Here is a 21,658-nt window from a genome sequence, read left to right as displayed (position 1 = left end):
CGCCGCGCTCATTCCGCCGCGTGATCCTTCCGCTCGTCGCGCGCGGCGGCGGCCTGCGGCTTCTTCTCCATCCAGCGCGAGAGCAGGTCGGAGAAGCGGTCGAGATAGAGGTAGACGACCGGGGTCGTGAACAGCGTCAGCGCCTGGCTCACGAGAAGCCCGCCGACCATCGCATAACCGAGCGGTTGGCGGATTTCGGAACCGGTGCCGCTTCCGAGCATCAGCGGCACGCCGCCGAGCAGGGCGGCCATCGTCGTCATCATGATCGGGCGAAAGCGCAGCAGCGCAGCCTGGCGGATCGATTGCTCCGGGGTGAGATGCTGCTCGCGTTCGGCCGCGATGGCGAAATCCACCATCATGATGCCGTTCTTCTTGACGATGCCGATCAGGAGAATGACCCCGATCAGGGCAATGAGGCTGAAGTCGAAGCCGAAGATCATCAGGATCGCGACGGCGCCCACGCCAGCCGAGGGCAACGTGGACAGGATGGTCAGAGGGTGGATGTAGCTCTCGTAGAGCACGCCCAGGATCAGATAGACCACGACCAGTGCGGCGAGGATCAGCAACGGCACGGTGCCCAGCGATTGCTGGAATGCCTGCGCGGTGCCCTGAAAGCTCGTTGCCAGCGCCGGCGGCGCGCGCATCTCGCCGACCGCGTGCAGCACCGCGTCTGTCGCCTGTCCCAGCGCCACGCCCTCGGCGAGATTGAAGCTGATTGTCACCGACGGGAATTGGCCTTGATGCGAGATCGCAAGCGGTCGCACGGGCACATTGGTCCAGTTGCAGAACACCGAGAGCGGCACCTCGTCGCCGGTAAGCGGCGATTTGAGATAGAGCTTGTCGAGCGTACCGAGCTGGCCTTGCAGATCCGGCGTGATCTCCAGGACGATGTGATAGCTGTTGGTCTGCGTGAAGTATTGCGCGACCTGACGCTGACCGAACGCGTCATACAGGGTATCATCGATCAGCTGCGGCTGGATGCCGTAGCGTGCGGCGGTGTCGCGATTGATCCTGAGTTGAACCGTCGTGCCTTCGGTTTGCTGGTCGGTCGCGACGTCGCGCAGTTGCGGCAGCGTCTTCATCGCGTCGAGGATTTTCGGCGCCCATTCGTTCAGTTCGGCGAGGTTGGCGTCCTGGAGCGTGAATTCGAACTGGGTGCGGCTGGCGCGGCCGCCGAGACGAACGTCCTGCGAGGCCTGCATATAGAGCCTGGCGCCCTCGACCTTGGCGATCTTGGGCCGCAGCCGCGCGATGATCTGCTGTGCGCCGGCGTCGCGCTCCTCCCGCGGTTTCAAGGTGATGTACATGCGCCCCGAGTTCAGTGCCGTACCGCCGCCGCCGATGAACATCGCGATCGAATCGACGGCGGGGTCGGCCTGCACGATAGTGTTGAGCTCCACCTGGCGCCGTTTCATCTCGGTAAAGGAGATGTCCTGGGGCATCTCGGACACGGCTGTGAGGAAGCCGTTGTCCTGTTGCGGGAAGAATCCCTTCGGGATCAGGATGAAGAGGTAGACCGAGAGCGCTACGGTCGCGAAGAAGATGCAAAGGGTCACGAAACTGTGGCGTAGCGCGACATCGAGCCCGCGTTCGTAGGCGCCGAGCATCCGTTCGAACATCCGCTCGCTCCACTGGTAGAAGCGGCTGTGCCGGGCCTCGTGGTTGGCGCGCAGGAAGCGCGAGGCCATCATTGGCGTCAGGGTCAGCGACACCACCAGAGAGACGAGGATCGCCATCGCCAGCGTGACCGCGAATTCGCGGAACAGCCGGCCGATGATACCGCCCATCAGCAGCAACGGGATCAGCACCGCGATCAACGAGATGCTGATCGAGACGATGGTAAAGCCGATTTCGGCCGCGCCCTTGTAGGCCGCAGCAAGCGGCCTCTCGCCCTGCTCTACATAACGGGTGATATTCTCCAGCATCACGATGGCATCGTCCACCACGAAGCCGACCGCGATCGTCAGCGCCATCAAGGAGAGGTTGTCGAGCGAATAGCCGAAGACCCACATCAGCGAGCAGGCTCCCAGCAGCGCCAGCGGCACCGTGATGCTCGGGATGATCGTGGCCCAGAAGCTGCGGAGGAAGATGAAGATCACCATCACCACGAGCGCGATCGTGGTCATGAGCGTGATCTGCACGTCCTCGACGGCAGCGCGGATGGTGATGGTGCGGTCGCTGATGATCTTGATCGAGATCGCGGGCGGGATCGCCGCGATCAGCCGCGGCAGCTGCGCCTTGATCCGATCGACGGTCTCGATGACGTTGGCGCCGGGCTGCTTGAAGATGACGAGGAACACGCCGCGCTTGCCGTCGGCCCAGGCCGCCGTCTTCATGTCCTCCGGCCCTGCCACTGCCTCGCCGATGTCGCGGATCCGCAACGGCGCGCCGTTGCGATAGGCGACGATGACGTCCTGCCAGTGCTGGGCCTGGGTGAGCTGGTCGTTGGCGTAGATCGTGTAGGCGCGCCTGGCGCCATCGATGTTGCCCTTCGGGCTGTCGGTGGTCGCAGCCGCGATCTGGGCGCGCACGTCCTCCAGCGACAGGCCCTTGGCGACGAGCTTGGCCGGATCGATCTGTATGCGCACCGAGGGTTTCTGCTGCCCGCCGACGAACACTTGGGCGACGCCGGATAGCTGGCTGATCTGCTGCGCGAGCTGCGCATCGGTGCGATCGCTGACGACGGTCAGCGGCAGCGTGTCGGACGTCGCGGACAGGATCATCACCGGCGAATCCGCCGGGTTGACCTTGCGATAGGTGGGAGGCGAGGGCAGGTTCTTCGGCAGTTGGCCGCTCGCCGCATTGATCGCGGCCTGCACGTCGTTGGCGGCGGCGTCAATCTTGCGATTGAGATCGAACTGGATGGTGATCGACGCCGAACCCAGCGAGCTGGTCGACGTCATCTGCGTGATGCCGGGGATCTGCGCGAGCTGGCGCTCGAGCGGCTGCGCCACGGACGAGGCCATGGTCTCGGGGCTGCCGCCGGGGAGCGAAGCCGAGAGCTGAATGGTCGGAAAGTCGACCTGGGGCAGCGGTGCAACCGGCAGCAGCGGATAGGCCACGAGGCCTACGAACAGGATGCCCGCCATTAGCAGTGAGGTGCCGATCGGATAGCGGATGAACGGAGACGAGAAGCTCTCTTGCATGCCCTGACACCACAGCCTGGCCGGCGCATTTTCTCCCCGCGCTCGGCGGAATCGCGCCCGAGAGCCGAGCGCGAAAGTGCGTTCCTTCAGCCCATTTGTTTGTTGATTGCCCTGGAGCGTCGTCGGTCCGGGGCCGGCGTTGTGATCGAAAGACTAATCCGTTCGCTGCGGCCAGCGAACGGATTCCTGCGTCGGATGCTTGCGACCTTTGTCGAAGGAGAGCTGCAGGGAGTTATGCGTTCTGCGCAGGCGGGAAACGGGGGGCCGTCCGCTTTTGCATCCTTGCGGCGCTGTGTCTCATTCGTTTCGCCGCGTGTCACAAGCGGGAGAGATGTGGAATAGGAACAATCGCTTCTTCCGTGTGGTTGTGCCATATCGAAATGGCATAACGCGTGCCGCTGCCACCGATTCGAGGAAATGTCCGATGCGCCTGCCGATCCTGACCCTCACCGCGATTGCCACGCTGTTCGTGGCGGCAGATGCCAACGCCCAGACCTATGATCCGCGCTACCCCGTGTGCATGCACGTCTACACGCCCGGCGGCTTCGGCGGCGGTGGTGGCGACTATTTCGACTGCTCCTTCACCTCGCTGCCGCAGTGCCGCGCCACGGCGTCCGGCCGCTCGGCGAGCTGCGACGTCAACCCCTATTACACCTTCGACGAACCGCCGCCGGCGCCGCGCCGGCGTCACAAGAAGGTTCACTAGCGATCTGCGATTGCGATTTCCGGGACATTTTTCATGCGTCACTCATTCGGCCTGATCGCGATCGTCGGTGCATTGCTTGCAGCCGCGCCGTCGTATGCGCAAACCTTCGACCCGCGCTATCCCATCTGCATGCATGTCTATTCGGGCGCGAATGGCGGTGGCGGGGAGTGGTACGATTGCTCCTTCACCTCGCTGCCGCAGTGCCGCGCCACCGCTTCGGGCCGCTCCGCGAGCTGCGATCTCAATCCGTATTATCCGTTCAACGCACCACCGCAGCGCTTGCGCCATAGGCGAGGCGGCTAGCACTCGCCGCTCGTTCGGTCGTCAATCCGACGGAGCATGAAGAACTACGTGCTGTGTGCGTCTCCGGAGGGCGGCGCCTTGTCGGCCGCGACGGCGATCGCGTTGGTCAATTCCCAGGTCATCTTGTCTGTGGTCCAGTCGCTTGCGTGCAACCTGTCGCCATCGCCGGGGTCGACCATGCGGTCGAACGAAATTCTTGCAACATCGTGCCAGGCCTTCATCAGCGCGAAGCGACGAAAGACGTTGACCCTCTTTGCATGGGCGATCTCGCTGATCGCCGCGACCATCGCGTTCGTCTTGTCGGCCTTGGCCGGTGTCAGCAGCGCCGGCACATATTGCAGGTCCATCAGGATCACGTCGATCCGCTTGGTGCCGAGCAGCCGGTCAACACCGTCACGGATGGCCTGCGTGGTGTCCCTGAACGATGGGGGATTCTGTTGCCACACTGAATTGGTGCCGATCTGCCAGATGACGAGATCGGGGTTCAGATCGAAGACGTCATGGTCGAACCGCTTCAGCTCCAGACGGGCCTCTTCGCCGCCGACGCCCCGGTTGATCACCTCGATTGCGACATTTGGAAATTTTATCCGCAGGTCCGCCAGCAGCCGCTGCGGATAGGGCGCGATGCCTCCTTCGCCCGCCGTGGTCGACGAGCCGATCGCGACCACCTTAACCTGTCCGTCCTTCAGGCGGCTGGCAAAATTGGTCAGCGGCTGCTCGAACGGCGCGGCCTGGACAGGAAACTCTGACGAGTCGAGAGCCACGGGTCGTCTCCCTTTTGCAACCGGGACAATGCAGGGTAGAAAAGCTTAGACCGTTTACCCGGGCCCGCCTAGCCTCGCGCGCCCTGATACGGGTCGCTACTCCTTCCTGATCCCCGACGAGCATGAAGGAAATGTCGCGTGGTGATCATGACGCTCTCCAGTTCACCTGCGCCCCGCAAGCAGGACAAGGGGACATGCGCGGCGCGTCCCAAGGCAACTGGCTTTGCTATCGCAAGAATTGCGCAGCCGCGCACGCCGATCCCACCGGCTTGGTAAAGGATGACTAGAGTTAATCGCGCACTAACCGGGTTTTACCTTGTCTCTTAACATCTGGGCAGGGCGTGCGAGCTAAGCTGCCGGAAACAGCAGACACGTTCCGAAAGAATGAACCGCATGACCACCGGCGTCATCGAGCAACCGAAAGTCGCGCGCGCACCTTCGGCTTCAAAGACCTGGCTGAAGGCCATCGAGCTCACCGCGCGGATCGAGACGCTGCCGGGCCGGCTATTCGCCGACATCGTCGACGATTGGGCGCAGCGCCAGCCCGATCGCGTCGCATTGGTCGCCGATGACGCAAGCCTCGACTATGAGGGGCTCTCGAAACGCATCAATCGTTATGCGCGGTGGGCCCGCTCGGCCGGTGTGGCCAAGGGCGAGACTGTCGCGTTGATCATGCCGAACGGCATCGACTATGTCGCGGCCTGGCTCGGGATCAGTCGCGTCGGCGGCGTGGTCGCGCTGATCAACACCAAGCTCGTCGGCCAGTCGCTCGCGCATTGCATTGATGTCGCAAAGCCCGCTCAAATTATCGTCGCGCACGAGCTCACGGAGGCGCTGGACGGCGCGTCGCCGCACCTGAAGACGGAAGCAAAGGTCTGGACCCACGGCGATGCCCGCAGTGGACGCGCGATCGACGTCGCGCTTGCCGCGCTCGATGACGGCCCGCTTTCGCCGGACGAGCGTGGTGACGTCACCATCAACGACCGGGCCCTGCTGATTTACACGTCCGGGACCACCGGCCTGCCGAAAGCGGCCAGCATCAGCCACCGCCGCATCCTGAACTGGGGCTTTTGGTTTGCCGGCCTCACCGGCGCGACGCCCCAGGATCGGCTTTACGATTGCCTGCCGCTGTTCCACTCGGTCGGCGGCATCGTTGCACCATGCAGCATGCTGGCTGCCGGCGGCTCGGTGGTAATCGCGGAAAAATTCTCGGCATCGAATTTCTGGCCCGAGATCGTGCGTCACGATTGCACGTTATTCCAATATATCGGCGAGCTCTGCCGCTACCTTCTGAAGGCGCCGCCGTCCGAATACGAAAACCGGCATCGCCTTCGTCTTGTCTGTGGCAACGGCCTGCGCGGCGACATCTGGGAAGATTTCCAGGCCCGTTTTGCAATCCCCCGCATCCTCGAATTCTACGCGGCGACCGAAGGCAATTTCTCGCTGTTCAACGTCGAGGGTCAGCCTGGCGCGATCGGCCGCATTCCGCCGCTGCTCGCGCATCGTTTCCCCGCCAGCCTCGTCAAGCTCGATCCCGATAGCGGCGTGCCGCTGCGCAATGCGGAAGGCTTTTGCATCGCCTGCGCGCGCGGCGAGGCCGGCGAAGCCATCGGCCGCATCGGCACGGCGGATGCGGGTGGCGGTCGCTTCGAGGGCTACACCGAGGCGAGCGAGACCGAGAAGAAGATCCTGCGCGATGTCTTTGCCAAGGGCGATGCCTGGTTCCGCACCGGCGATCTGATGCGGATCGACGACAAAGGCTTCTTCCACTTCGTCGATCGCATCGGCGATACCTTTCGCTGGAAAGGCGAGAACGTGGCGACCTCGGAGGTCAACGACGCCGTGCGCGATTTCACCGGCGTGATCGACGCCACCACCTACGGCGTCGGCATCCCCGGCACCGATGGCCGCGCCGGCATGAGCGCGATCGTGGTAAACGAGGGCTTTGACGTCGCGGCGCTGCCCGTACATCTGGCGCAGCGTCTGCCGGTTTATGCGCGCCCCGTCTTCATGCGCATCTCGCGCGAGCTCGATGCGACCGAGACGTTCAAGCAGAAGAAGGGCGAGCTCGCGCGCGAGGGATTTGATCCGGGTGCGGTCTCCGATCCACTGCTCATGCTGGACCCGAAGACCGGCGCGTATGTTGCGCTGGATGCGAAGACCTATACGCAAATCAACGAGGGTACGATCCGGCTTTAACCGCGTGAAAATCCGCCAGATAGGTCCAATTTTATCCGAATTGTCCAAGAAGCCATTTACTTCTGTCGGGTAAACAAACGGGCATGGGAGGCGGTCATCAAGAGCCGCCGCAATACGAACGACAACAGAAGCGAGCCAGCCATGTCGGTACGGTCTAAAGTCATTGAAGCGATCCAGCAGATCGCCAAGGAGCAGCACGTCACGCTTCCCGCGCTCTCGGACGATCTGTCCCTGCACGAGACGGGCTTCGACTCGCTCGCCTTCGCCATCCTGGTGGCGCGCCTCGAGGACGAGACCGGCGTCGACCCCTTCACCATCTCCGAGGACGCAGCGTTCCCCGCCACCGTGGGCGATTTTGTGCGGGCCTACGAAAATGTCCCCGCGTGAGATCTTTGCGCTCCGCGACCATCTCGGCGCGGAGCTGACGGGCCGCACGCTGTCGGACGCGCACGATGTCGTGTCGCTGACGGATATTTTGTCGCAGACGGTCCTGGGTGGTCCCCTGCGCGAATTGTCCGGCCGCGCAGTGCTGCTGAAATTGTCCGATCAGCTCCGGTCGGGCCTTGCCATGATCGAGCTCGACGGTATCGCCCGTCGCATGCTGCTGTGCCCGCCCGATCTCAACCCAGCGCATCTCGATGCGCTGATCGCGGATGCCGGGATCGATGCCGTCGTCACCGACGAGCCTGATCGCTGGGCCGATACCGGCGTGCCGCTGGTCGTCACCGCGCAATTGCCGCTTCAGGTCACCGCCCCGGCCAGGACCGAACGCGCCACGGAATGGCTGATGCTCACGTCGGGCACGTCGGGCGTGCCGAAGATTGTAGGCCATACGTTGGAGGCACTCACCGGGGCGATCGTCGCCGAAGGCTCCGCGAAGGGGCCCGCGCCGGTGTGGGCAACGTTCTACGACATCCGCCGCTATGGCGGCCTGCAAATCTTCCTCCGCGCCGTTCTCTCCGGCGGCTCGTTGGTGCTGTCCGATCCGCATGAGGTGCTCGGCGATCACGTCACGCGGCTGAAGGCGCGCGGCGTCTCCCATATCTCAGGCACGCCCTCGCACTGGCGCAAGCTGTTGATGAGCGGCTCGGCCGCTCAGTTTGCACCGCGCTACGTCCGCCTCTCTGGCGAGATCGCCGACCAGGCGGTGCTGGACGGCCTGAAGACGGCGTTCCCGAATTCATCCGTCGGCCACGCCTATGCCTCGACCGAGGCCGGCGTCGGCTTCGCCGTCAATGACGGGCTGGAAGGCTTCCCGGCCGACTATCTCGGCAGCCGCAACGGTGTCGAGATGAAGGTCGTCGACGGCTCGCTCCGCATCCGCTCGACGCGCACGGCGCATGCCTATATCGGCCGCAATGCGGCTGCGCTCACCGATGACGACGGATTTGTCGACAGCGGCGATATCGTCGAATTCCGCGGCGACCGCTACTATTTCGTCGGCCGCCGCGGCGGCATCATCAATATCGGTGGGCTGAAGGTTCACCCTGAAGAGATCGAGGCGGTGATCAACCGTCATCCCGACGTGCGTATGTCGCGGGCGAAGTCGCGCAAGAGCCCGATCACCGGCGGCATCGTCGTCGCCGATTTGATCCTTGCCGACGGCACCGATCCGGCGCGCGCGAAAGAGATCCGCGACCAGATCCTGAATCTGTGCCGCGCGCAGCTCGCGTCCCATAAGGTGCCGGCGGTGATCCGCTTCGTCGAGGCGCTCGACGTCACCCCGGCCGGCAAACTGGCGCGCACCGATGCATAATGTTCTCGTCACCGGCGGTAGCCGCGGTATCGGCCTTGCGATCGGCAAGCGGCTTGTTGATGCCGGCTACAACGTGATCGCGGCGGCGCGGCGCGAGAACGACGAGCTCAAGGCCGCGATCACCGGGTCGGAGGGGCGCCTGCATTTCCGTGCCTGCGACCTCGCCGTAATCGACGCGATCCCGGCCTATGCAAAGCTCGTGCGCGACGAATTCGGCCCGATCTACGGCCTCGTCAACAATGCCGGGCTCGGCACCGAAGGCCTGCTCGCGACCATGCACAATTCCGAGATCGAGGCGCTGGTGCAGCTCAACGTGCTGTCGCCGATCATCCTCACCAAATATGTCGCGCGGCAGATGATGGCCGATGGTGTGGGCCGCATCGTCAACATCTCATCGATCATTGCGACGACAGGCTATAACGGTCTCTCGGTCTATGGTGCGACCAAGGCCGCCGCGACCGGCTTCACCCGCTCGCTCGCGCGCGAGGTTGGCAAGCTCGGCATCACCGTGAACGCGATCGCGCCCGGTTTCATCGATACCGAGCTCACGCACAATCTTTCCGACGAAGGGCGCAAGCGCATCGCCGGCCGTAGCGCGCTGCGTCGCTTGCCGGAGATGGATGACGTCGCGCGCATGGTGGAATATCTGCTCGGTGAGGGCGGCCGCAACGTCACCGGCACCGTGTTTACGATCGACGCGGGGAATACGGCGTAAGCGGAACCCGGTCGCCATAATTGCGTTGATCCGGCGCAATGACATCAATCCGGATTTAGTCGTAAGATGCCCCGCAATCGATTGGGTTATGTCAATCGATCTGCCCCAATTGACGGGGAGCAGTCCGTGACCACGCCAAACATGACCGCTTCAAATCCCGACCGGACCGAGCCATCTCGCGCCAAGCCGGACGATGTTCATTGCCCGCCGATGACGCAGCAGAATTCCGGCAGTCACGGTTATGAAATGTATCCGCAGCAGTTCGTGCGCCTGGTCGGCTGCCACGACGCATCGCTCGAAGCCTTGCGCAAGCGTGAGGACGAGAAGCTGCACTAGCGGAGATCGTCCATCGGAAGAACTCTGCCGTCGGGCTGGCGCTGCATCAGCCGATGGCGCGATTGTCTTGTGCTGAAATGAACCGGCACCTTGTCGTTGAGGTCGTTTCGACCAATGATGGTGCGACCTTCGGGCGAGCCGACCGGCGAACCCGAAGCGATCCCGCCGCGTATCTTCCCTCATTCGAAACTTGACCGGCAACCGCAATGTCAGCCGCTTCCTTCTACGGCAGCATTCCCGTCTTTCGCGGCTTCACCAGCCTGATGGACCCTGCATTGTATTCGCCGCTGCCGGACGATTGGAGTGTCGGCGTTGCTGACATCGTGGATTCCACCAAGGCGATCGCGGCGCAGCGCTACAAGGCGGTGAACATGGCCGGCGCCGCCGTGATCGCGGCGGTGACAAACGCATTGGAGGGACGCGAATTCCCGTTCGTGTTCGGCGGCGACGGCGCGAGCTTCGCGGTCGCGCCTCACGATCTCGAGCCGGCCCGCGGGGCTCTGGCTGCGACCGCAACCTGGGTGCGGGAAGATCTCGATTTGGGGATGCGCGTCGCGCTGGTGCCGGTGAGTGCCATCCGAGCGCAGGGCCTCGACGTGCGCGTCGCGCGCTTCGGTCCGTCGGCCAATTTGTCCTATGCGATGTTCTCGGGCGGCGGGCTTGCCTGGGCCGACGCCGCGATGAAGCGCGGCGACTTTGCAATACCCGAAGCGCCCGCGGGCACGCAGCCCGATCTCTCCGGCCTGTCCTGCCGGTTCGAGGTGATTCCGGCTGCGCGCGGGCTGATTTTGTCGGTGCTGGTGATACCGACCCAGGGCGCCGATCCGCGAGCCTTCCGCAAAGTGATCGAGGATGTCATCCAGCTCGTCGAGCGCAGTCCGGATGCCGGTCGGCCCGTGCCGCCGCAAGGGCCGCCGCTGACATGGCCGCCGCAGGGGCTTGACTATGAGGCGCGCACCAAGCGCGGAGGTCCGCTGCTCGCACGCCGCGCCAGCGTGCTGGCCTACACGCTGTTCGTCTATCTGATCATGCGCTTTGATCTCAACGTCGGCGGCTTTGTACCGAAGCGCTATACACGTCAAGTCGTGGAGAACTCCGACTTCCGCAAATATGACGATGGCCTGCGCATGATCCTGGACTGTACGCCGGAACTCGAACGCGCCCTCAGCAATCGTCTCGCCGCGGCCGCGCGCGACGGCATCGTGCGCTATGGTCTCTATCAGCAGGACGCCGCGATGATGACCTGCTTCACGCCGTCGGCGCTGCGCAGCGATCACGTCCATTTCATCGACGGCGCGCGGGGCGGCTACGCCTCGGCGGCCACGGCGCTGAAGGCGATGATCGCGGGAGCGAGCTAACGCCCCGCGCGCGTCCAGGTTTCGCCGCCGCAGAGCGCGCCAACGCAGCCTTCGACGCGCAGCGAATCCGCTGATGTCACGCTGACGCTGCTGGCATAGGTGCCGCCGTCATCGGCATTGTAGATCTGGCCGGACCATTTGTTCGGCCCTGAAGGCTGCATGCCGTTGAACAATGGCAAGCCGATCATCGGGCGCCTGGCGAGGGCGGGATTGGGATTCTTGTTGTCGGTGGCGGGCTGGCCGGTCGCGGTGTCGTGGGGTTCACGCAGCCAGACGACATTGCCGCAGATGCCGCCGCCGCATTTGCTGATCTTGACGCGGGCGTCGCCGGCCTGGGTCTGCCAAGTCCCGTCGGCGCTCTGCGCACGGGCGGCAGTCGCGCCAAGTAGCGCAGCCAGGAGGACGATGAGAGCAGCGAATCTGGAAGTCATGGAGAGCCCCGAAGTGGAGCGCCTCCATAGCAGCCTGACGGGATAGTGCAACGCTGGATGGAATCACATTCCTGCGCTTACTTGCCTGCGCTTATTCACCTGCGCTCATTTGTCCCAGCGCACGAAGGCGACCGAGGCCGCGGTCGAAAGCCCGAACACGACCATGGCGCCGCCGATCAGCGCGAACAGGGTCCAGGCCGGCGCCTGCGCCATCATGAGGCCAACGCCGCCGATCGCGACGATCAGAAGTCGCGCGGTGGAGGCGAGCACGGGACCGCCGACGCGCGCCGCGCCTTGCGAGGAGAAATACAGCGACACGCCGATACCGAAGAACACGAAGGCCGGGCCGGCCCAGTGGAAGTAGCTGTGCGCCGCGGCGGTAACGCCGGGATCCCTCGTGAACAGCGCGACCCACAGCGACGGCTCGAGCGCGATGACGAGGCCGATCAGGCCGACTGTGATTCCCGAGGCCGCAGCCGCGGTCCAGGCCACGCGCCGCGCGCGTTTCAACTGCCCCGCGCCGATCGCCAAGCCGACCATCGGGACCGAGGCGATGCCGAAGGCGAAGGTGATCGGGATCAGCAGAAATTCCAGGCGCGAGCCGATGCCGTAGCCGGCGAGCACCTCGGTGCCGAAGGTAGCGAGAATCCTCGTGAAGATCAAAATGGTGAACACGGTCTGGAGCGGCGACAGACAAGCCACCGCCCCGATCTTGAGAATGTCGAAGAACATTGCGCGCTCGAAATGGAAGGCGCGGACCTTCAGCGGCAGCCGGCTGCGCCCGGACAGGAGATACCAGAGCAAGAAGATCGCGGCGCAGCTGAATGCGACCAGCTGGCCGGCGGCAACGCCGGGCATGCCGAATTGTGGCGCGCCGAACAGGCCGAGCCCGAGCGTGCCGCCGAGCGCGATCTGGAGCACGCTCGCCCCGATCAGGGTCATCGAGGGCAGGCGCATGTCTCCGGTGCCACGGATCACCGAGGCCAGCGTGTTGACGAGCCAGATCGCGACCGCGCCTGAGAACAGCATTTGCGAATAGCCGCTGGCTTCCTCGAGCACGCGCTCGCGCCCACCGAGCAGCATGAAGAATGAGCGGCCGAAGGCGAGCATCATTACCGTAAAGAACAGCCCGCCGCAGATGCCGATGATGGCGGCATGCAGCGCCAGCGTCGCGGCGCGGTCGCGATCTCCCGCGCCGAGCGCACGGCTGATCGCGGACGAGACGCCGCCGCCCATCGCGCCCGCGCTCATCATCTGCGTCAGCATCGCGAACGGAAACACCAGCGCGATGGCGGCCAGAGGAATGGTGCCGAGCCGGCCGATATAGGAGGTCTCGGCGATCGCAACCAGCGTGCTGCCGACCATCGCGATCATGTTGGGAATCGCGAGCTGCAGCAGCGTCGGCAGGATCGGTGCCGTCAAAAGACTGGTGATTGAGGAGGCGACCGGGGCACGCGACGGCACGGCGTCTATGGAGGCGTCGATCGTCATGTGTTACCGCGCGGAATATTAGATGATGTTCGACATATTATAGGACGTGCGGCGCCGGCACCAACCTGCCGTCACGCAGGGCTCACCACGGCAGGCCGCATAGGTCGATGGTGCCCAGGGTCGGCGCGCTGACGATGTCGAAGACGTAGGGCGCCATGTGGGTGAACCGGATCCGTCCCTCCGGCTGCTCGCAATAGACCTCGCCGGTGAAGGGCCTCCATTTGCGAGCCTCGTAGAACGCAAAATTATGCGGCTCGCAGAACAGCAGCGCGAAGCGGACCGCCTCGTTGGCGCGCATGGTGTGCACCGCGGCGTCGATCGCCACGGTCGCATAGCCGCGGCCGCGGCGGTCCTCGCGGGTGCAGACACCGCCGATGCCGCCGACGTGAACCTTCTGCCCGTTCCAGCTGACTGTCCGGAAGTAGATGCCGACATGGCAGACGAGACCATCCTCGGGCGTCTCGATCAGCACGCGCAGGTCGGCATTGGCCCATTTGACGTGAGCCCAGGGCTGCTTCTCGACGGCGTGGCGCGGCCAGACCGCGTTGTGCAGCGGCTCCGCCATCGACCACGAGGCGTCGCCGTTCAAAATGTCGATCTCGATGCTCATGGCTCTCTCTTTGCATCTCCGCCCTGTCAGTGCGTTCGTTCTGCCATAAGCACCTCAAAGGCAATGACATTTTAAGGCCCGGTTGAAACGCCCCAGATCCTTGCGACGATTTTATGCAATCGGGCCAAGCGTCTGCATCACCCGTTTTGGCAAATTCGCGGTATTTAACGGCAAAGGAACCTTCTATAAGGTTGACCGTTAAGTCTCGTTCCCCCATCAGTCGCGGACAACAACCCATGACCTTTACGCTGCCCCCACTCCCTTACGCCTATGACGCCCTCGGGCAATTCATGTCGAAGGAAACGCTCGAATTCCACCACGACAAGCATCATCAGGCCTACGTCACCAACGGTAACAACGCGCTCAAGGGCACCGAATGGGAAGACAAGTCCCTTGAGGAGATCGTCAAGGGCTCGTTCGGCAAGAACCCCGCAGTGTTCAACAATGCCGGCCAGCATTACAACCACCTCCACTTCTGGAGCTGGATGAAGCCCAATGGCGGCGGTACCAAGCTGCCGGGCAAGCTCGAGAAGAAGATCAACGAGGACCTCGGCGGCTTCGAGAAGTTCAAGACGGACTTTCAGGCGGCGGGCGTCGGTCAGTTCGGCTCCGGCTGGGCCTGGCTCCAGGTCAAGAACGGCAAGCTGGAGATCGCCAAGACCCCGAACGGCGAGAATCCGCTGGTGCACGGCGCCACCCCGATCCTCGGCGTGGACGTCTGGGAGCACTCCTACTACATCGACTATCGCAACCGTCGTCCGGATTATCTCAAGGCGTTCGTCGAGAACCTCGTGAACTGGGAATACGTCGAGTCCCTGTTCGACAAGGCCTGAGGCTTCACGCATTCCGGGTTCGGCTTTGCCGCTCCGGAATGACGGAATCGAAAAGGCGGTCGCATAGGCGGCCGCCTTTTTGCTTTACGGGATTCGTCTGCGCCTCGCATGGCCCAGCGCAGGGCGCGCAACGCTCCCGCCGCCGTACTGTTTGCATCGCGAGGACGGCGCCCTTAATCAGGGCGGGCATCACCCTCGAGCTGAACGAGCCCGTTGTCAGAACCTTCCCAGAAAGACCCGCCGCCCGCCGACGACGTGGAGTCCGAGCCGCGGCCGGGCCGCGTGCGCAAGCCGATCGGCTGGTCGACAATCATGATCGCGGTGCTGGTGACGGTGAGCGCGGCGCTGGTCTGGCGGCGTGACGGCACCGACGGCGTTCTCGAAATTCTCACCCACGATCTCTCGCTGTTCGGCGGCATCCTGCCGCGCGTGCTGGCCGGCTGCCTGCTCGGCGCGTTCATCTCGGAAATCCTGCCGCACGAAAAGGTCTCGCGCTCACTCGGGCCGAAATCCGGCCTGAAGGGCCTTCTGATCGGCGCTGCCTTCGGCGCGATCCTGCCCGGCGGTCCCTTCACCGCCTATCCGGTGGCGAGCGCGCTGCTCGCCGTCGGCGCCGATTTCGGTGCCGTCATCGCCATGGTCGTGAGTTGGACCTTGATCGGCTATGGCCGGGCGGTGGCCTGGGAAATCCCGATCATGGGCACCGACTTCACGCTGTGGCGCATCATCATCTCGCTGCCGCTGCCGGTGCTCGCCGGCGCGCTCGGCCGCTTTGTCTATGTCCGGCTCTATCCGAAGCCGGCCATGAAGGACGACGAGACATGAGCGCGGCGCTTCTCATCGATATGCTGCTGTGGGGCTCGGTCTTCGGCGTCGGCCTGATCGCCTTCCGCCGCGGGCCTCCGGTGTTCAAGGCCTCGCTGCGCGAAGGCTCCATGGACTTCATCAACATCGTGCCGCGAATCGCGCTCGGGGTGATCGGCTCCGGCTACATCGCCGCCATCATCCCGCAGGAGGTGATCAGCGGCTGGCTCGGCCCCGATAGCGGCTGGCTCGGGGTCGCAACCGCCGTAGTCGCCGGGGCCGCGACGCCCGGCGGCCCGGTGATAGGGTTCTCCATCGGTACGGTGGCGCTGAAGTCGGGCGGCGGCGTCCCGCAGGTGGTCGCCTATGTCGTCGCCTGGGCGCTGTTCGCCTTCCAGCGCGTGATCTTGTGGGAAATCCCGTTCATGCCGGCCCGTTTCGTCTGGTTCCGCTGCGCGGTTTCGGTGCCGTTCCCCTTCGTGGCCGCCGCCATCGCGATGGTGATCGGCAAGCCCTGAGCCGGGGCGTGGACAGGGGTAATGTTATAATATAACGTTCTCGGATGGTTCCCGCCGCGTCCCACACCCAGCCTCACGGCCACGCCCATGACCATGCCCCTTCCCATGGGCATGACCATACACACGCCCATGTCCATGACGCAGCAGTGCCGCATCCGGCCCAGGCGGCGCACTGGTCGATCCTGCGCATGACCATGGCCAGCCGCCTCGCCGCCGCGCTTGCCGTCTGCGCGGTGCTGTGGGGCATCGTGTGGCTGGCGATGAGGTGACCATGGCGGGACTGCATTTCCACAATGTCACGCTCGGTTATGACCGGCATCCGGCCGTGCACCACCTCAATGGTGAGGTCGCGCCGGGCGCGGTACTGGCCGTGATCGGCCCGAACGGCGCCGGCAAGTCGACGCTGCTGCGCGGTATCGTCGGTATTCTCAAGCCGCTCGACGGCAGCATCCATCTCGGCGGGCTCGACTCCCGCGATATCGCCTATCTGCCGCAGAGCGCGGAGATCGACCGCAGCTTCCCGATCTCGGTGCTGGACTTCGTCGGCACCGGACTGTGGCGTGGGACCGGCCTGTTCGGCGGCATCGGCAAGGCCGCGCGTGAAAAGATCCTCCGCGCGATCGCTTCCGTTGGCCTCAACGGTTTCGAAAACCGCCCGATCGGCACACTCTCGGGCGGCCAGATGCAGCGCGTGCTGTTCGCGCGTGTGCTGCTCCAGGACGCGCGGCTGATCGTGCTGGACGAGCCCTTCAACGCCATCGACAGCAAGACCACGGTCGATCTGCTGGCGCTGGTGAAGCACTGGCACGGCGAGGGCCGCACCGTGCTCGCCGCGCTGCACGACATGGAGATGGTGCGTAACCATTTCAGCGAGACGCTGGTGCTGGCGCGCGGCCCCGTGGCGTGGGGACCGACGGCGGAGGTTCTGACGCCCGAAAACCTGATCGTCGCGATGCGCATGTGCGAAGCCTTCGACGACAGCGCCGCCGCCTGTTCGGCCGATGATGCCCGCTCGCGGGCGGCTTGATATCCGATGATCTATGACGCGCTGATCGGCCCGTTCACCGAATTCGAGTTCATGCGGCGCGCGCTTGCCGCCGTCATCGCGCTGTCGTTCGCGGGTGCGCCGATCGGCGTGTTCCTGATGCTGCGGCGGATGAGTCTCGTCGGCGACGCCATGGCGCATGCGATCCTGCCGGGCGCGGCGGTCGGCTTCCTGCTGTCAGGTCTCAACCTGTTCGCGATGACGGCCGGTGGCTTGATTGCAGGATTTGCCGTCGCGATCCTCGCAGGCCTCGTCGCGCGCTCGACCGGGCTGAAGGAGGATGCCTCGCTCGCGACCTTCTATCTGGCCTCGCTGGCGCTGGGCGTGACCATCGTCTCGATCAAGGGCACCAATATCGACCTGCTGCACGTGCTGTTCGGCAACATCCTCGCGATGGATGACCAGACGCTGCTGGTCGTCGCCTTCAACGCCACAGTGACGTTGTTGGTGCTCGCGGTGATCTACCGGCCGCTGGTGATCGAGAGCGTCGATCCGCTATTTCTGCGCACTGTCAGTCGTGCCGGCGGACCTGCGCATCTCGCCTTCCTCGCGCTCGTCGTCATCAATCTCGTCAATGGCTTTCAGGCGCTCGGTACCCTGCTGGCGGTCGGCCTGATGATCCTGCCGGCCGGCATCGCGCGGTTCTGGTCGCGTGATCTCACGGTGATGATCTGCATCGCGGTCGTCGCTGCCGCCGTCTCCGGCTATGCTGGCCTCGTGCTGTCGTTTCAGACCCGCGTGCCGTCGGGCCCTGCGGTCATTCTGGTGGCGAGCGCGCTCTACATGGTCTCCGTCCTGTTCGGCCGCGTCGGCGGTGTTGTCAGGCAGATGTTTCCCGGCCGGCATCTGGAAGCGTGACAGCGATGCGCTTCCTTCTGCTCTTTGCGTTGCTGCTGATCGCCTCGCCGTTGCACGCCGCGGAGCGGCTCAATGTCGTCGCGAGCTTCTCGATCCTGGGCGATTTCGTTCGCAATGTCGGCGGCGACCGTATCAATCTGACGACTCTGGTCGGGGCCGACAGCGACGTGCACGTCTACACGCCGGCCCCCAGCGATGCGAAACGGATCGCGGACGCAAAACTGGTCATCGTCAACGGGCTTGGCCTCGAGGGCTGGCTGCCGCGCCTGGTGCAATCCTCCGGGGCCAAGGCGCAGGTGGTCACCGCAAGCGCCGGCATCGCGCCGCTGAAGCTCGGCTCGGCCGCGGATCCGCATGGCTGGCAGTCCGTCCCCAACGCCAAAATCTACGTCACCGGCATCGCCGATGCGCTGGCCGCGGCCGATCCCGACGATGCGGAGTTCTTCCGCGCCCAGACAAAGGCCTATCTGGAAAAGCTCGAAATGCTCGACCGCGAGATCCGCGAGGCCGTGGCAAAAATCCCGCCGGAGCGGCGCAAGGTGATTTCGACCCATGACGCCTTCGGCTATTTCGCCGCCGAATACGGCGTCCAGTTCATCGCGCCCCTGGGCGTCTCCACGGAAACCGAGCCCAGTGCGCGGGACATCGCTACCATCATCAGCCAGATCAAGGCCCAAAAAATCCCGGCCGTGTTCCTGGAAAATATCAGCGACGACCGGCTGATCCGGAGGATCGCGGCGGAGACCGGCTCAAAAGTCGGCGGGACCCTGATTTCGGACGGTTTGACCGGCGAAAAGGGGCCTGGACCCACTTACATTGATATGGTCAGGCACAATATAAAGGCCCTGACCAGCGCGCTTGACCACTAGGGCAGGGGCCACCCCGCCTCGCGTCGCGCGTAAAGCCCGAAGTCCGGAGTTGTTATGTCTGAAGCGACCTCCCAGAAAATTCCCGTGACCGTCCTGACCGGCTATCTCGGTGCCGGCAAAACCACGCTTTTGAACCGCATCCTGTCGGAAAACCACGGCAAGAAATACGCGGTCATCGTCAACGAATTCGGCGAGATCGGTATCGACAACGACCTCATCATCGGCGCCGATGAGGAAGTGTTCGAGATGAACAACGGCTGCATCTGCTGCACCGTGCGCGGCGACCTCGTGCGCATCCTGGACGGGTTGATGAAGCGCAAGGGCAAGTTCGACGCCATCATCGTCGAGACCACCGGCCTTGCCGATCCGGCCCCGGTCGCCCAGACCTTCTTCGTCGACGAGGACGTGCAGAAGAACGCGCGGCTCGATGCGGTCGTGACGGTTGCGGACGCCAAATGGCTGTCCGACCGTCTGAAGGACGCGCCCGAGGCCAAGAACCAGATCGCCTTCGCCGACGTCATCGTGCTGAACAAAACCGACCTCGTCACCAAGCCCGAGCTTGCCGAGGTCGAGGCCCGCATCCGCGGCATCAACCCCTATGCGAAGCTCCATCGCACCGAGCGCTGCTCGGTAGCTTTGGCCGACGTGCTTGATCGCGGTGCGTTCGACCTCGACCGCATCCTCGACATCGAGCCGGATTTCCTGAAGGCCGATGACCATGACCATGACCATGACCATGATCATCACGGGCATGACCATCACCACCATGATCACGGCCACGGCCTGAAGCATTATCACGACGAGGACATGCAGTCGCTCTCGCTCAAGACCGACAAGCCGCTTGACCCGAACATGTTCATGCCCTGGCTCCAGAACCTGGTGCAGGTGGAGGGTGGCAAGATCCTGCGCTCCAAGGGCATCCTCGCTTTCCATGACGATGACGACCGCTACGTCTTTCAGGGCGTCCACATGATGCTGGAGGGCAACCACCAGCGGAAGTGGAAGGACGGCGAGCCGCGCGAGAGCCGCCTCGTCTTCATCGGCCGCGAATTGCCCCAAGATCTCATTCGCCAGGGTTTTGAGAGCTGCATCGTCTCGTGATGAAAGAGTTCACGCCGGCCCCCGATTCCGCCTCGATCGTCTCCGTCACCGACCGCGTCAAGCCGGTTGCGCTCGGCATGGGCGTGACCGCGGCCCATTTCCTTGGCGACCGCGCCGCCTTCGTCGGCGGCGAGGAGAACGTCGCGTTCGTGGATGGCCAGGGCGAGATCAGCACGGTCGCCGTGCACAGCGGCGGCATTCTCTCGACCGCTTCCGACGGCAAGCGTCTCGTGATGGGCGGCGACGACGGCAAGGTTGTGTCGCTCGACGCCAAGGGCGCGGTGACGCTGCTTGCGACCGACCCGAAGCGGCGCTGGATCGATGCGGTGGCGCTGCATCCGGACGGCGCCTACGCCTGGTCGGCCGGCAAGACGGCTTTCGTCAAGAGTGGCAAGCAAGAAGAGAAGTCGATCGAGGTGCCCTCGACCGTCGGCGGGCTTGCGTTCGCGCCGAAAGGCCTGCGGCTCGCGATCGCCCATTACAACGGCGCGACGCTGTGGTTTCCCAACATGGCGGCGTCGGCCGAATTCCTGCCCTGGGCCGGTTCGCATCTCGGCGTCACCTTCAGCCCGGACAACAAATTTCTGGTCACCACGATGCACGAGTCGGCGCTGCATGGCTGGCGGCTTGCCGACAACAGGCACATGCGCATGACCGGCTATCCCGGACGCGTCCGCTCGATGTCGTGGAGCGCGGGCGGCAAGGCGCTGGCGACCTCGGGTGCGGACACCGTGATCCTGTGGCCGTTCGCCAGCAAGGACGGGCCGATGGGCAAGGAGCCCGCGATGCTCGCGCCGTTGCAGGCGCGCGTGTCGGTGGTTGCCTGTCACCCCAAGAACGACATCTTCGCCGCCGGCTACAGCGACGGCACCGTGCTGATGGTGCGGCTGGAGGACGGCGCGGAAATCCTGGTTCGCCGCAATGGCACCCCGCCCATGGCTGCGCTCGCCTGGAACGCCAAGGGGACTCAGCTGGCGTTCGCGGATGAAAATGGGGACGGCGGGCTTCTGGAGCTTTAAGCTGTTATCGTTCTGACCGTAGATGGGGCCATGCGGTTTCTAACGACCTTCCAGATTGCAGACTTTGCCGACACGCTGGTCAGCCTGTTCACGGCTTTCGTGCTGGGCACATTGATCGGTGCCGAGCGGCAGTATCGCCAGCGCACCGCGGGCCTGCGCACCAATGTGCTGGTCGCGGTCGGCGCCGCCGCCTTCGTCGATCTCGCGATGCACCTGACCGGCGCTGACGGTGCGGTGCGGGTGATCTCCTACGTCGTCTCCGGCATCGGCTTCCTCGGCGCCGGCGTCATCATGAAGCAGGGGATGGATGTGCGCGGGCTCAATACCGCGGCGACGCTGTGGGCTTCGGCCGCGGTCGGCTCCTGCGCTGGCGCCGACATGGTTGCGCAGGCCGCGGCGCTGACGGTGTTCGTGATCGCCGGCAACACCATGCTGCGCCCGCTGGTCAACGCCATCAACCGCATCCCGCTGAACGAGAAGGCCTCCGAGGCGACCTACTACTTCAAGCTCGCGGTCGCGGCCGACGTCTTGCCCGACATGCGCGACCGCCTGGTCGAGAAACTCGAGGCCGCAAAATATCCGGTAGCCGACGTCCACGTGGTCGAGATCGGCGACGACATTCTGGAGATCGTCGCAAAGCTGGTCGCGACAGCGGTCGATCCTAACGAACTGAACACGGCGGCGACCGATCTCCAGCACTTGCCCGGCGTGCGGCATGCCACGTGGGAAGTCAGCACCACGGAGTAAGCGCGGCGTTTTGGCTCAGGGGCGGCAGGTTCCCGCCTTTCCGGCAGCG

General features: G+C 64.4%; 23 protein-coding genes. 18 read left to right on the top strand and 5 right to left on the bottom strand.

Going from position 1 to position 21,658, the window contains the following annotated elements:
• Positions 1-8: 8 nt before the first annotated feature.
• Positions 9-3,146: a multidrug efflux RND transporter permease subunit gene (locus ABIB06_RS25520; RefSeq protein ID WP_354050695.1), complete on the bottom strand. Its 3,138-nt coding sequence runs from the start codon at positions 3,144-3,146 to the stop codon at positions 9-11.
• 424 nt (positions 3,147-3,570) lie between these two features.
• Here ABIB06_RS25520 and ABIB06_RS25515 point away from each other — a divergent pair, with 424 nt between their 5' ends.
• Positions 3,571-3,852: a DUF3551 domain-containing protein gene (locus ABIB06_RS25515; protein WP_354050696.1), complete on the top strand. Its 282-nt coding sequence runs from the start codon at positions 3,571-3,573 to the stop codon at positions 3,850-3,852.
• A 33-nt stretch (positions 3,853-3,885) separates the two neighbouring features.
• On the top strand, positions 3,886-4,155 hold the full coding sequence (locus ABIB06_RS25510) for a DUF3551 domain-containing protein (RefSeq protein ID WP_354050698.1): 270 nt from the start codon (positions 3,886-3,888) through the stop codon (positions 4,153-4,155).
• A 44-nt stretch (positions 4,156-4,199) separates the two neighbouring features.
• Here ABIB06_RS25510 and ABIB06_RS25505 read toward each other — a convergent pair whose 3' ends face one another.
• On the bottom strand, positions 4,200-4,919 hold the full coding sequence (locus ABIB06_RS25505) for an SGNH/GDSL hydrolase family protein (RefSeq protein ID WP_354050700.1): 720 nt from the start codon (positions 4,917-4,919) through the stop codon (positions 4,200-4,202).
• A gap of 384 nt (positions 4,920-5,303) precedes the next feature.
• Between ABIB06_RS25505 and ABIB06_RS25500 the strand changes: the two genes are divergently transcribed.
• From ABIB06_RS25500 to ABIB06_RS25475, 6 genes are all read left to right on the top strand, one after another.
• Complete coding sequence (locus ABIB06_RS25500) at positions 5,304-7,118, top strand: long-chain-acyl-CoA synthetase (protein ID WP_354050702.1); 1,815 nt, start codon at positions 5,304-5,306, stop codon at positions 7,116-7,118.
• 141 nt (positions 7,119-7,259) lie between these two features.
• Positions 7,260-7,505 carry an acyl carrier protein gene (locus tag ABIB06_RS25495; protein ID WP_015688794.1) on the top strand — a complete coding sequence of 82 codons (246 nt, stop codon included), beginning with the start codon at positions 7,260-7,262 and terminating at the stop codon, positions 7,503-7,505.
• Positions 7,492-8,874 carry a class I adenylate-forming enzyme family protein gene (locus ABIB06_RS25490; protein WP_354050704.1) on the top strand — a complete coding sequence of 461 codons (1,383 nt, stop codon included), beginning with the start codon at positions 7,492-7,494 and terminating at the stop codon, positions 8,872-8,874. The genes ABIB06_RS25495 and ABIB06_RS25490 overlap by 14 nt, the downstream gene beginning before the upstream one ends.
• Positions 8,867-9,589 carry an SDR family NAD(P)-dependent oxidoreductase gene (locus ABIB06_RS25485; RefSeq protein WP_354050705.1) on the top strand — a complete coding sequence of 241 codons (723 nt, stop codon included), beginning with the start codon at positions 8,867-8,869 and terminating at the stop codon, positions 9,587-9,589. Before ABIB06_RS25490 ends, ABIB06_RS25485 begins: the two co-directional genes overlap by 8 nt.
• Positions 9,590-9,715: 126 nt before the next feature.
• Positions 9,716-9,925, top strand: a complete 210-nt coding sequence (locus ABIB06_RS25480; RefSeq protein ID WP_247445121.1) for a hypothetical protein — start codon at positions 9,716-9,718, stop codon at positions 9,923-9,925.
• 206 nt (positions 9,926-10,131) lie between these two features.
• Positions 10,132-11,283: a DUF3095 domain-containing protein gene (locus ABIB06_RS25475; protein ID WP_247445120.1), complete on the top strand. Its 1,152-nt coding sequence runs from the start codon at positions 10,132-10,134 to the stop codon at positions 11,281-11,283.
• Here the strand turns inward: ABIB06_RS25475 and ABIB06_RS25470 are convergent.
• The 3 genes from ABIB06_RS25470 to ABIB06_RS25460 all read right to left on the bottom strand — a co-directional run bounded on the left by ABIB06_RS25470 (position 11,280) and on the right by ABIB06_RS25460 (position 13,815).
• Positions 11,280-11,714 carry a DUF2147 domain-containing protein gene (locus ABIB06_RS25470; protein ID WP_354050706.1) on the bottom strand — a complete coding sequence of 145 codons (435 nt, stop codon included), beginning with the start codon at positions 11,712-11,714 and terminating at the stop codon, positions 11,280-11,282. The two genes, ABIB06_RS25475 and ABIB06_RS25470, sit on opposite strands and share 4 nt — an antisense overlap.
• Positions 11,715-11,819: 105 nt before the next feature.
• Positions 11,820-13,205, bottom strand: coding sequence for an MATE family efflux transporter (locus ABIB06_RS25465; protein ID WP_354050707.1), 1,386 nt, complete (start codon positions 13,203-13,205; stop codon positions 11,820-11,822).
• 82 nt (positions 13,206-13,287) lie between these two features.
• A complete protein-coding gene (locus tag ABIB06_RS25460; protein WP_247445117.1) occupies positions 13,288-13,815 on the bottom strand; it encodes a GNAT family N-acetyltransferase in 528 nt (175 codons plus the stop codon).
• A 236-nt stretch (positions 13,816-14,051) separates the two neighbouring features.
• Here ABIB06_RS25460 and ABIB06_RS25455 point away from each other — a divergent pair, with 236 nt between their 5' ends.
• From ABIB06_RS25455 to ABIB06_RS25410, 10 genes are all read left to right on the top strand, one after another.
• Complete coding sequence (locus ABIB06_RS25455) at positions 14,052-14,648, top strand: superoxide dismutase (RefSeq protein ID WP_354050708.1); 597 nt, start codon at positions 14,052-14,054, stop codon at positions 14,646-14,648.
• Positions 14,649-14,861: 213 nt separating this feature from the next.
• Complete coding sequence (locus ABIB06_RS25450) at positions 14,862-15,473, top strand: permease (RefSeq protein WP_354050709.1); 612 nt, start codon at positions 14,862-14,864, stop codon at positions 15,471-15,473.
• On the top strand, positions 15,470-15,970 hold the full coding sequence (locus ABIB06_RS25445) for a hypothetical protein (RefSeq protein WP_247339602.1): 501 nt from the start codon (positions 15,470-15,472) through the stop codon (positions 15,968-15,970). The genes ABIB06_RS25450 and ABIB06_RS25445 overlap by 4 nt, the downstream gene beginning before the upstream one ends.
• A 44-nt stretch (positions 15,971-16,014) precedes the next feature.
• Positions 16,015-16,239 (top strand): hypothetical protein, encoded by a 225-nt coding sequence (locus tag ABIB06_RS25440; RefSeq protein ID WP_247339603.1) that lies wholly within the window; start codon positions 16,015-16,017, stop codon positions 16,237-16,239.
• 2 nt (positions 16,240-16,241) lie between these two features.
• A complete protein-coding gene (locus tag ABIB06_RS25435) occupies positions 16,242-16,997 on the top strand; it encodes a metal ABC transporter ATP-binding protein (protein ID WP_354050710.1) in 756 nt (251 codons plus the stop codon).
• Between the two features lie 6 nt (positions 16,998-17,003).
• Positions 17,004-17,873 carry a metal ABC transporter permease gene (locus ABIB06_RS25430; RefSeq protein ID WP_354050711.1) on the top strand — a complete coding sequence of 290 codons (870 nt, stop codon included), beginning with the start codon at positions 17,004-17,006 and terminating at the stop codon, positions 17,871-17,873.
• A 5-nt stretch (positions 17,874-17,878) separates the two neighbouring features.
• Positions 17,879-18,742: a metal ABC transporter solute-binding protein, Zn/Mn family gene (locus tag ABIB06_RS25425; RefSeq protein WP_354050712.1), complete on the top strand. Its 864-nt coding sequence runs from the start codon at positions 17,879-17,881 to the stop codon at positions 18,740-18,742.
• A 54-nt stretch (positions 18,743-18,796) separates the two neighbouring features.
• Complete coding sequence (locus ABIB06_RS25420; protein WP_354050714.1) at positions 18,797-19,843, top strand: CobW family GTP-binding protein; 1,047 nt, start codon at positions 18,797-18,799, stop codon at positions 19,841-19,843.
• Positions 19,843-20,862 (top strand): WD40 repeat domain-containing protein, encoded by a 1,020-nt coding sequence (locus ABIB06_RS25415; protein WP_354050715.1) that lies wholly within the window; start codon positions 19,843-19,845, stop codon positions 20,860-20,862. The genes ABIB06_RS25420 and ABIB06_RS25415 overlap by 1 nt, the downstream gene beginning before the upstream one ends.
• 30 nt (positions 20,863-20,892) lie before the next feature.
• A complete protein-coding gene (locus ABIB06_RS25410; RefSeq protein ID WP_247445107.1) occupies positions 20,893-21,609 on the top strand; it encodes an MgtC/SapB family protein in 717 nt (238 codons plus the stop codon).
• Positions 21,610-21,658: the final 49 nt, after the last annotated feature.

Source organism: Bradyrhizobium sp. LB8.2, from assembly GCF_040548035.1.
Classification (GTDB): domain Bacteria; phylum Pseudomonadota; class Alphaproteobacteria; order Rhizobiales; family Xanthobacteraceae; genus Bradyrhizobium.
Note: the sequence above shows the minus strand (reverse complement) of the source record. Positions and strands in the feature narration are given on the sequence as shown.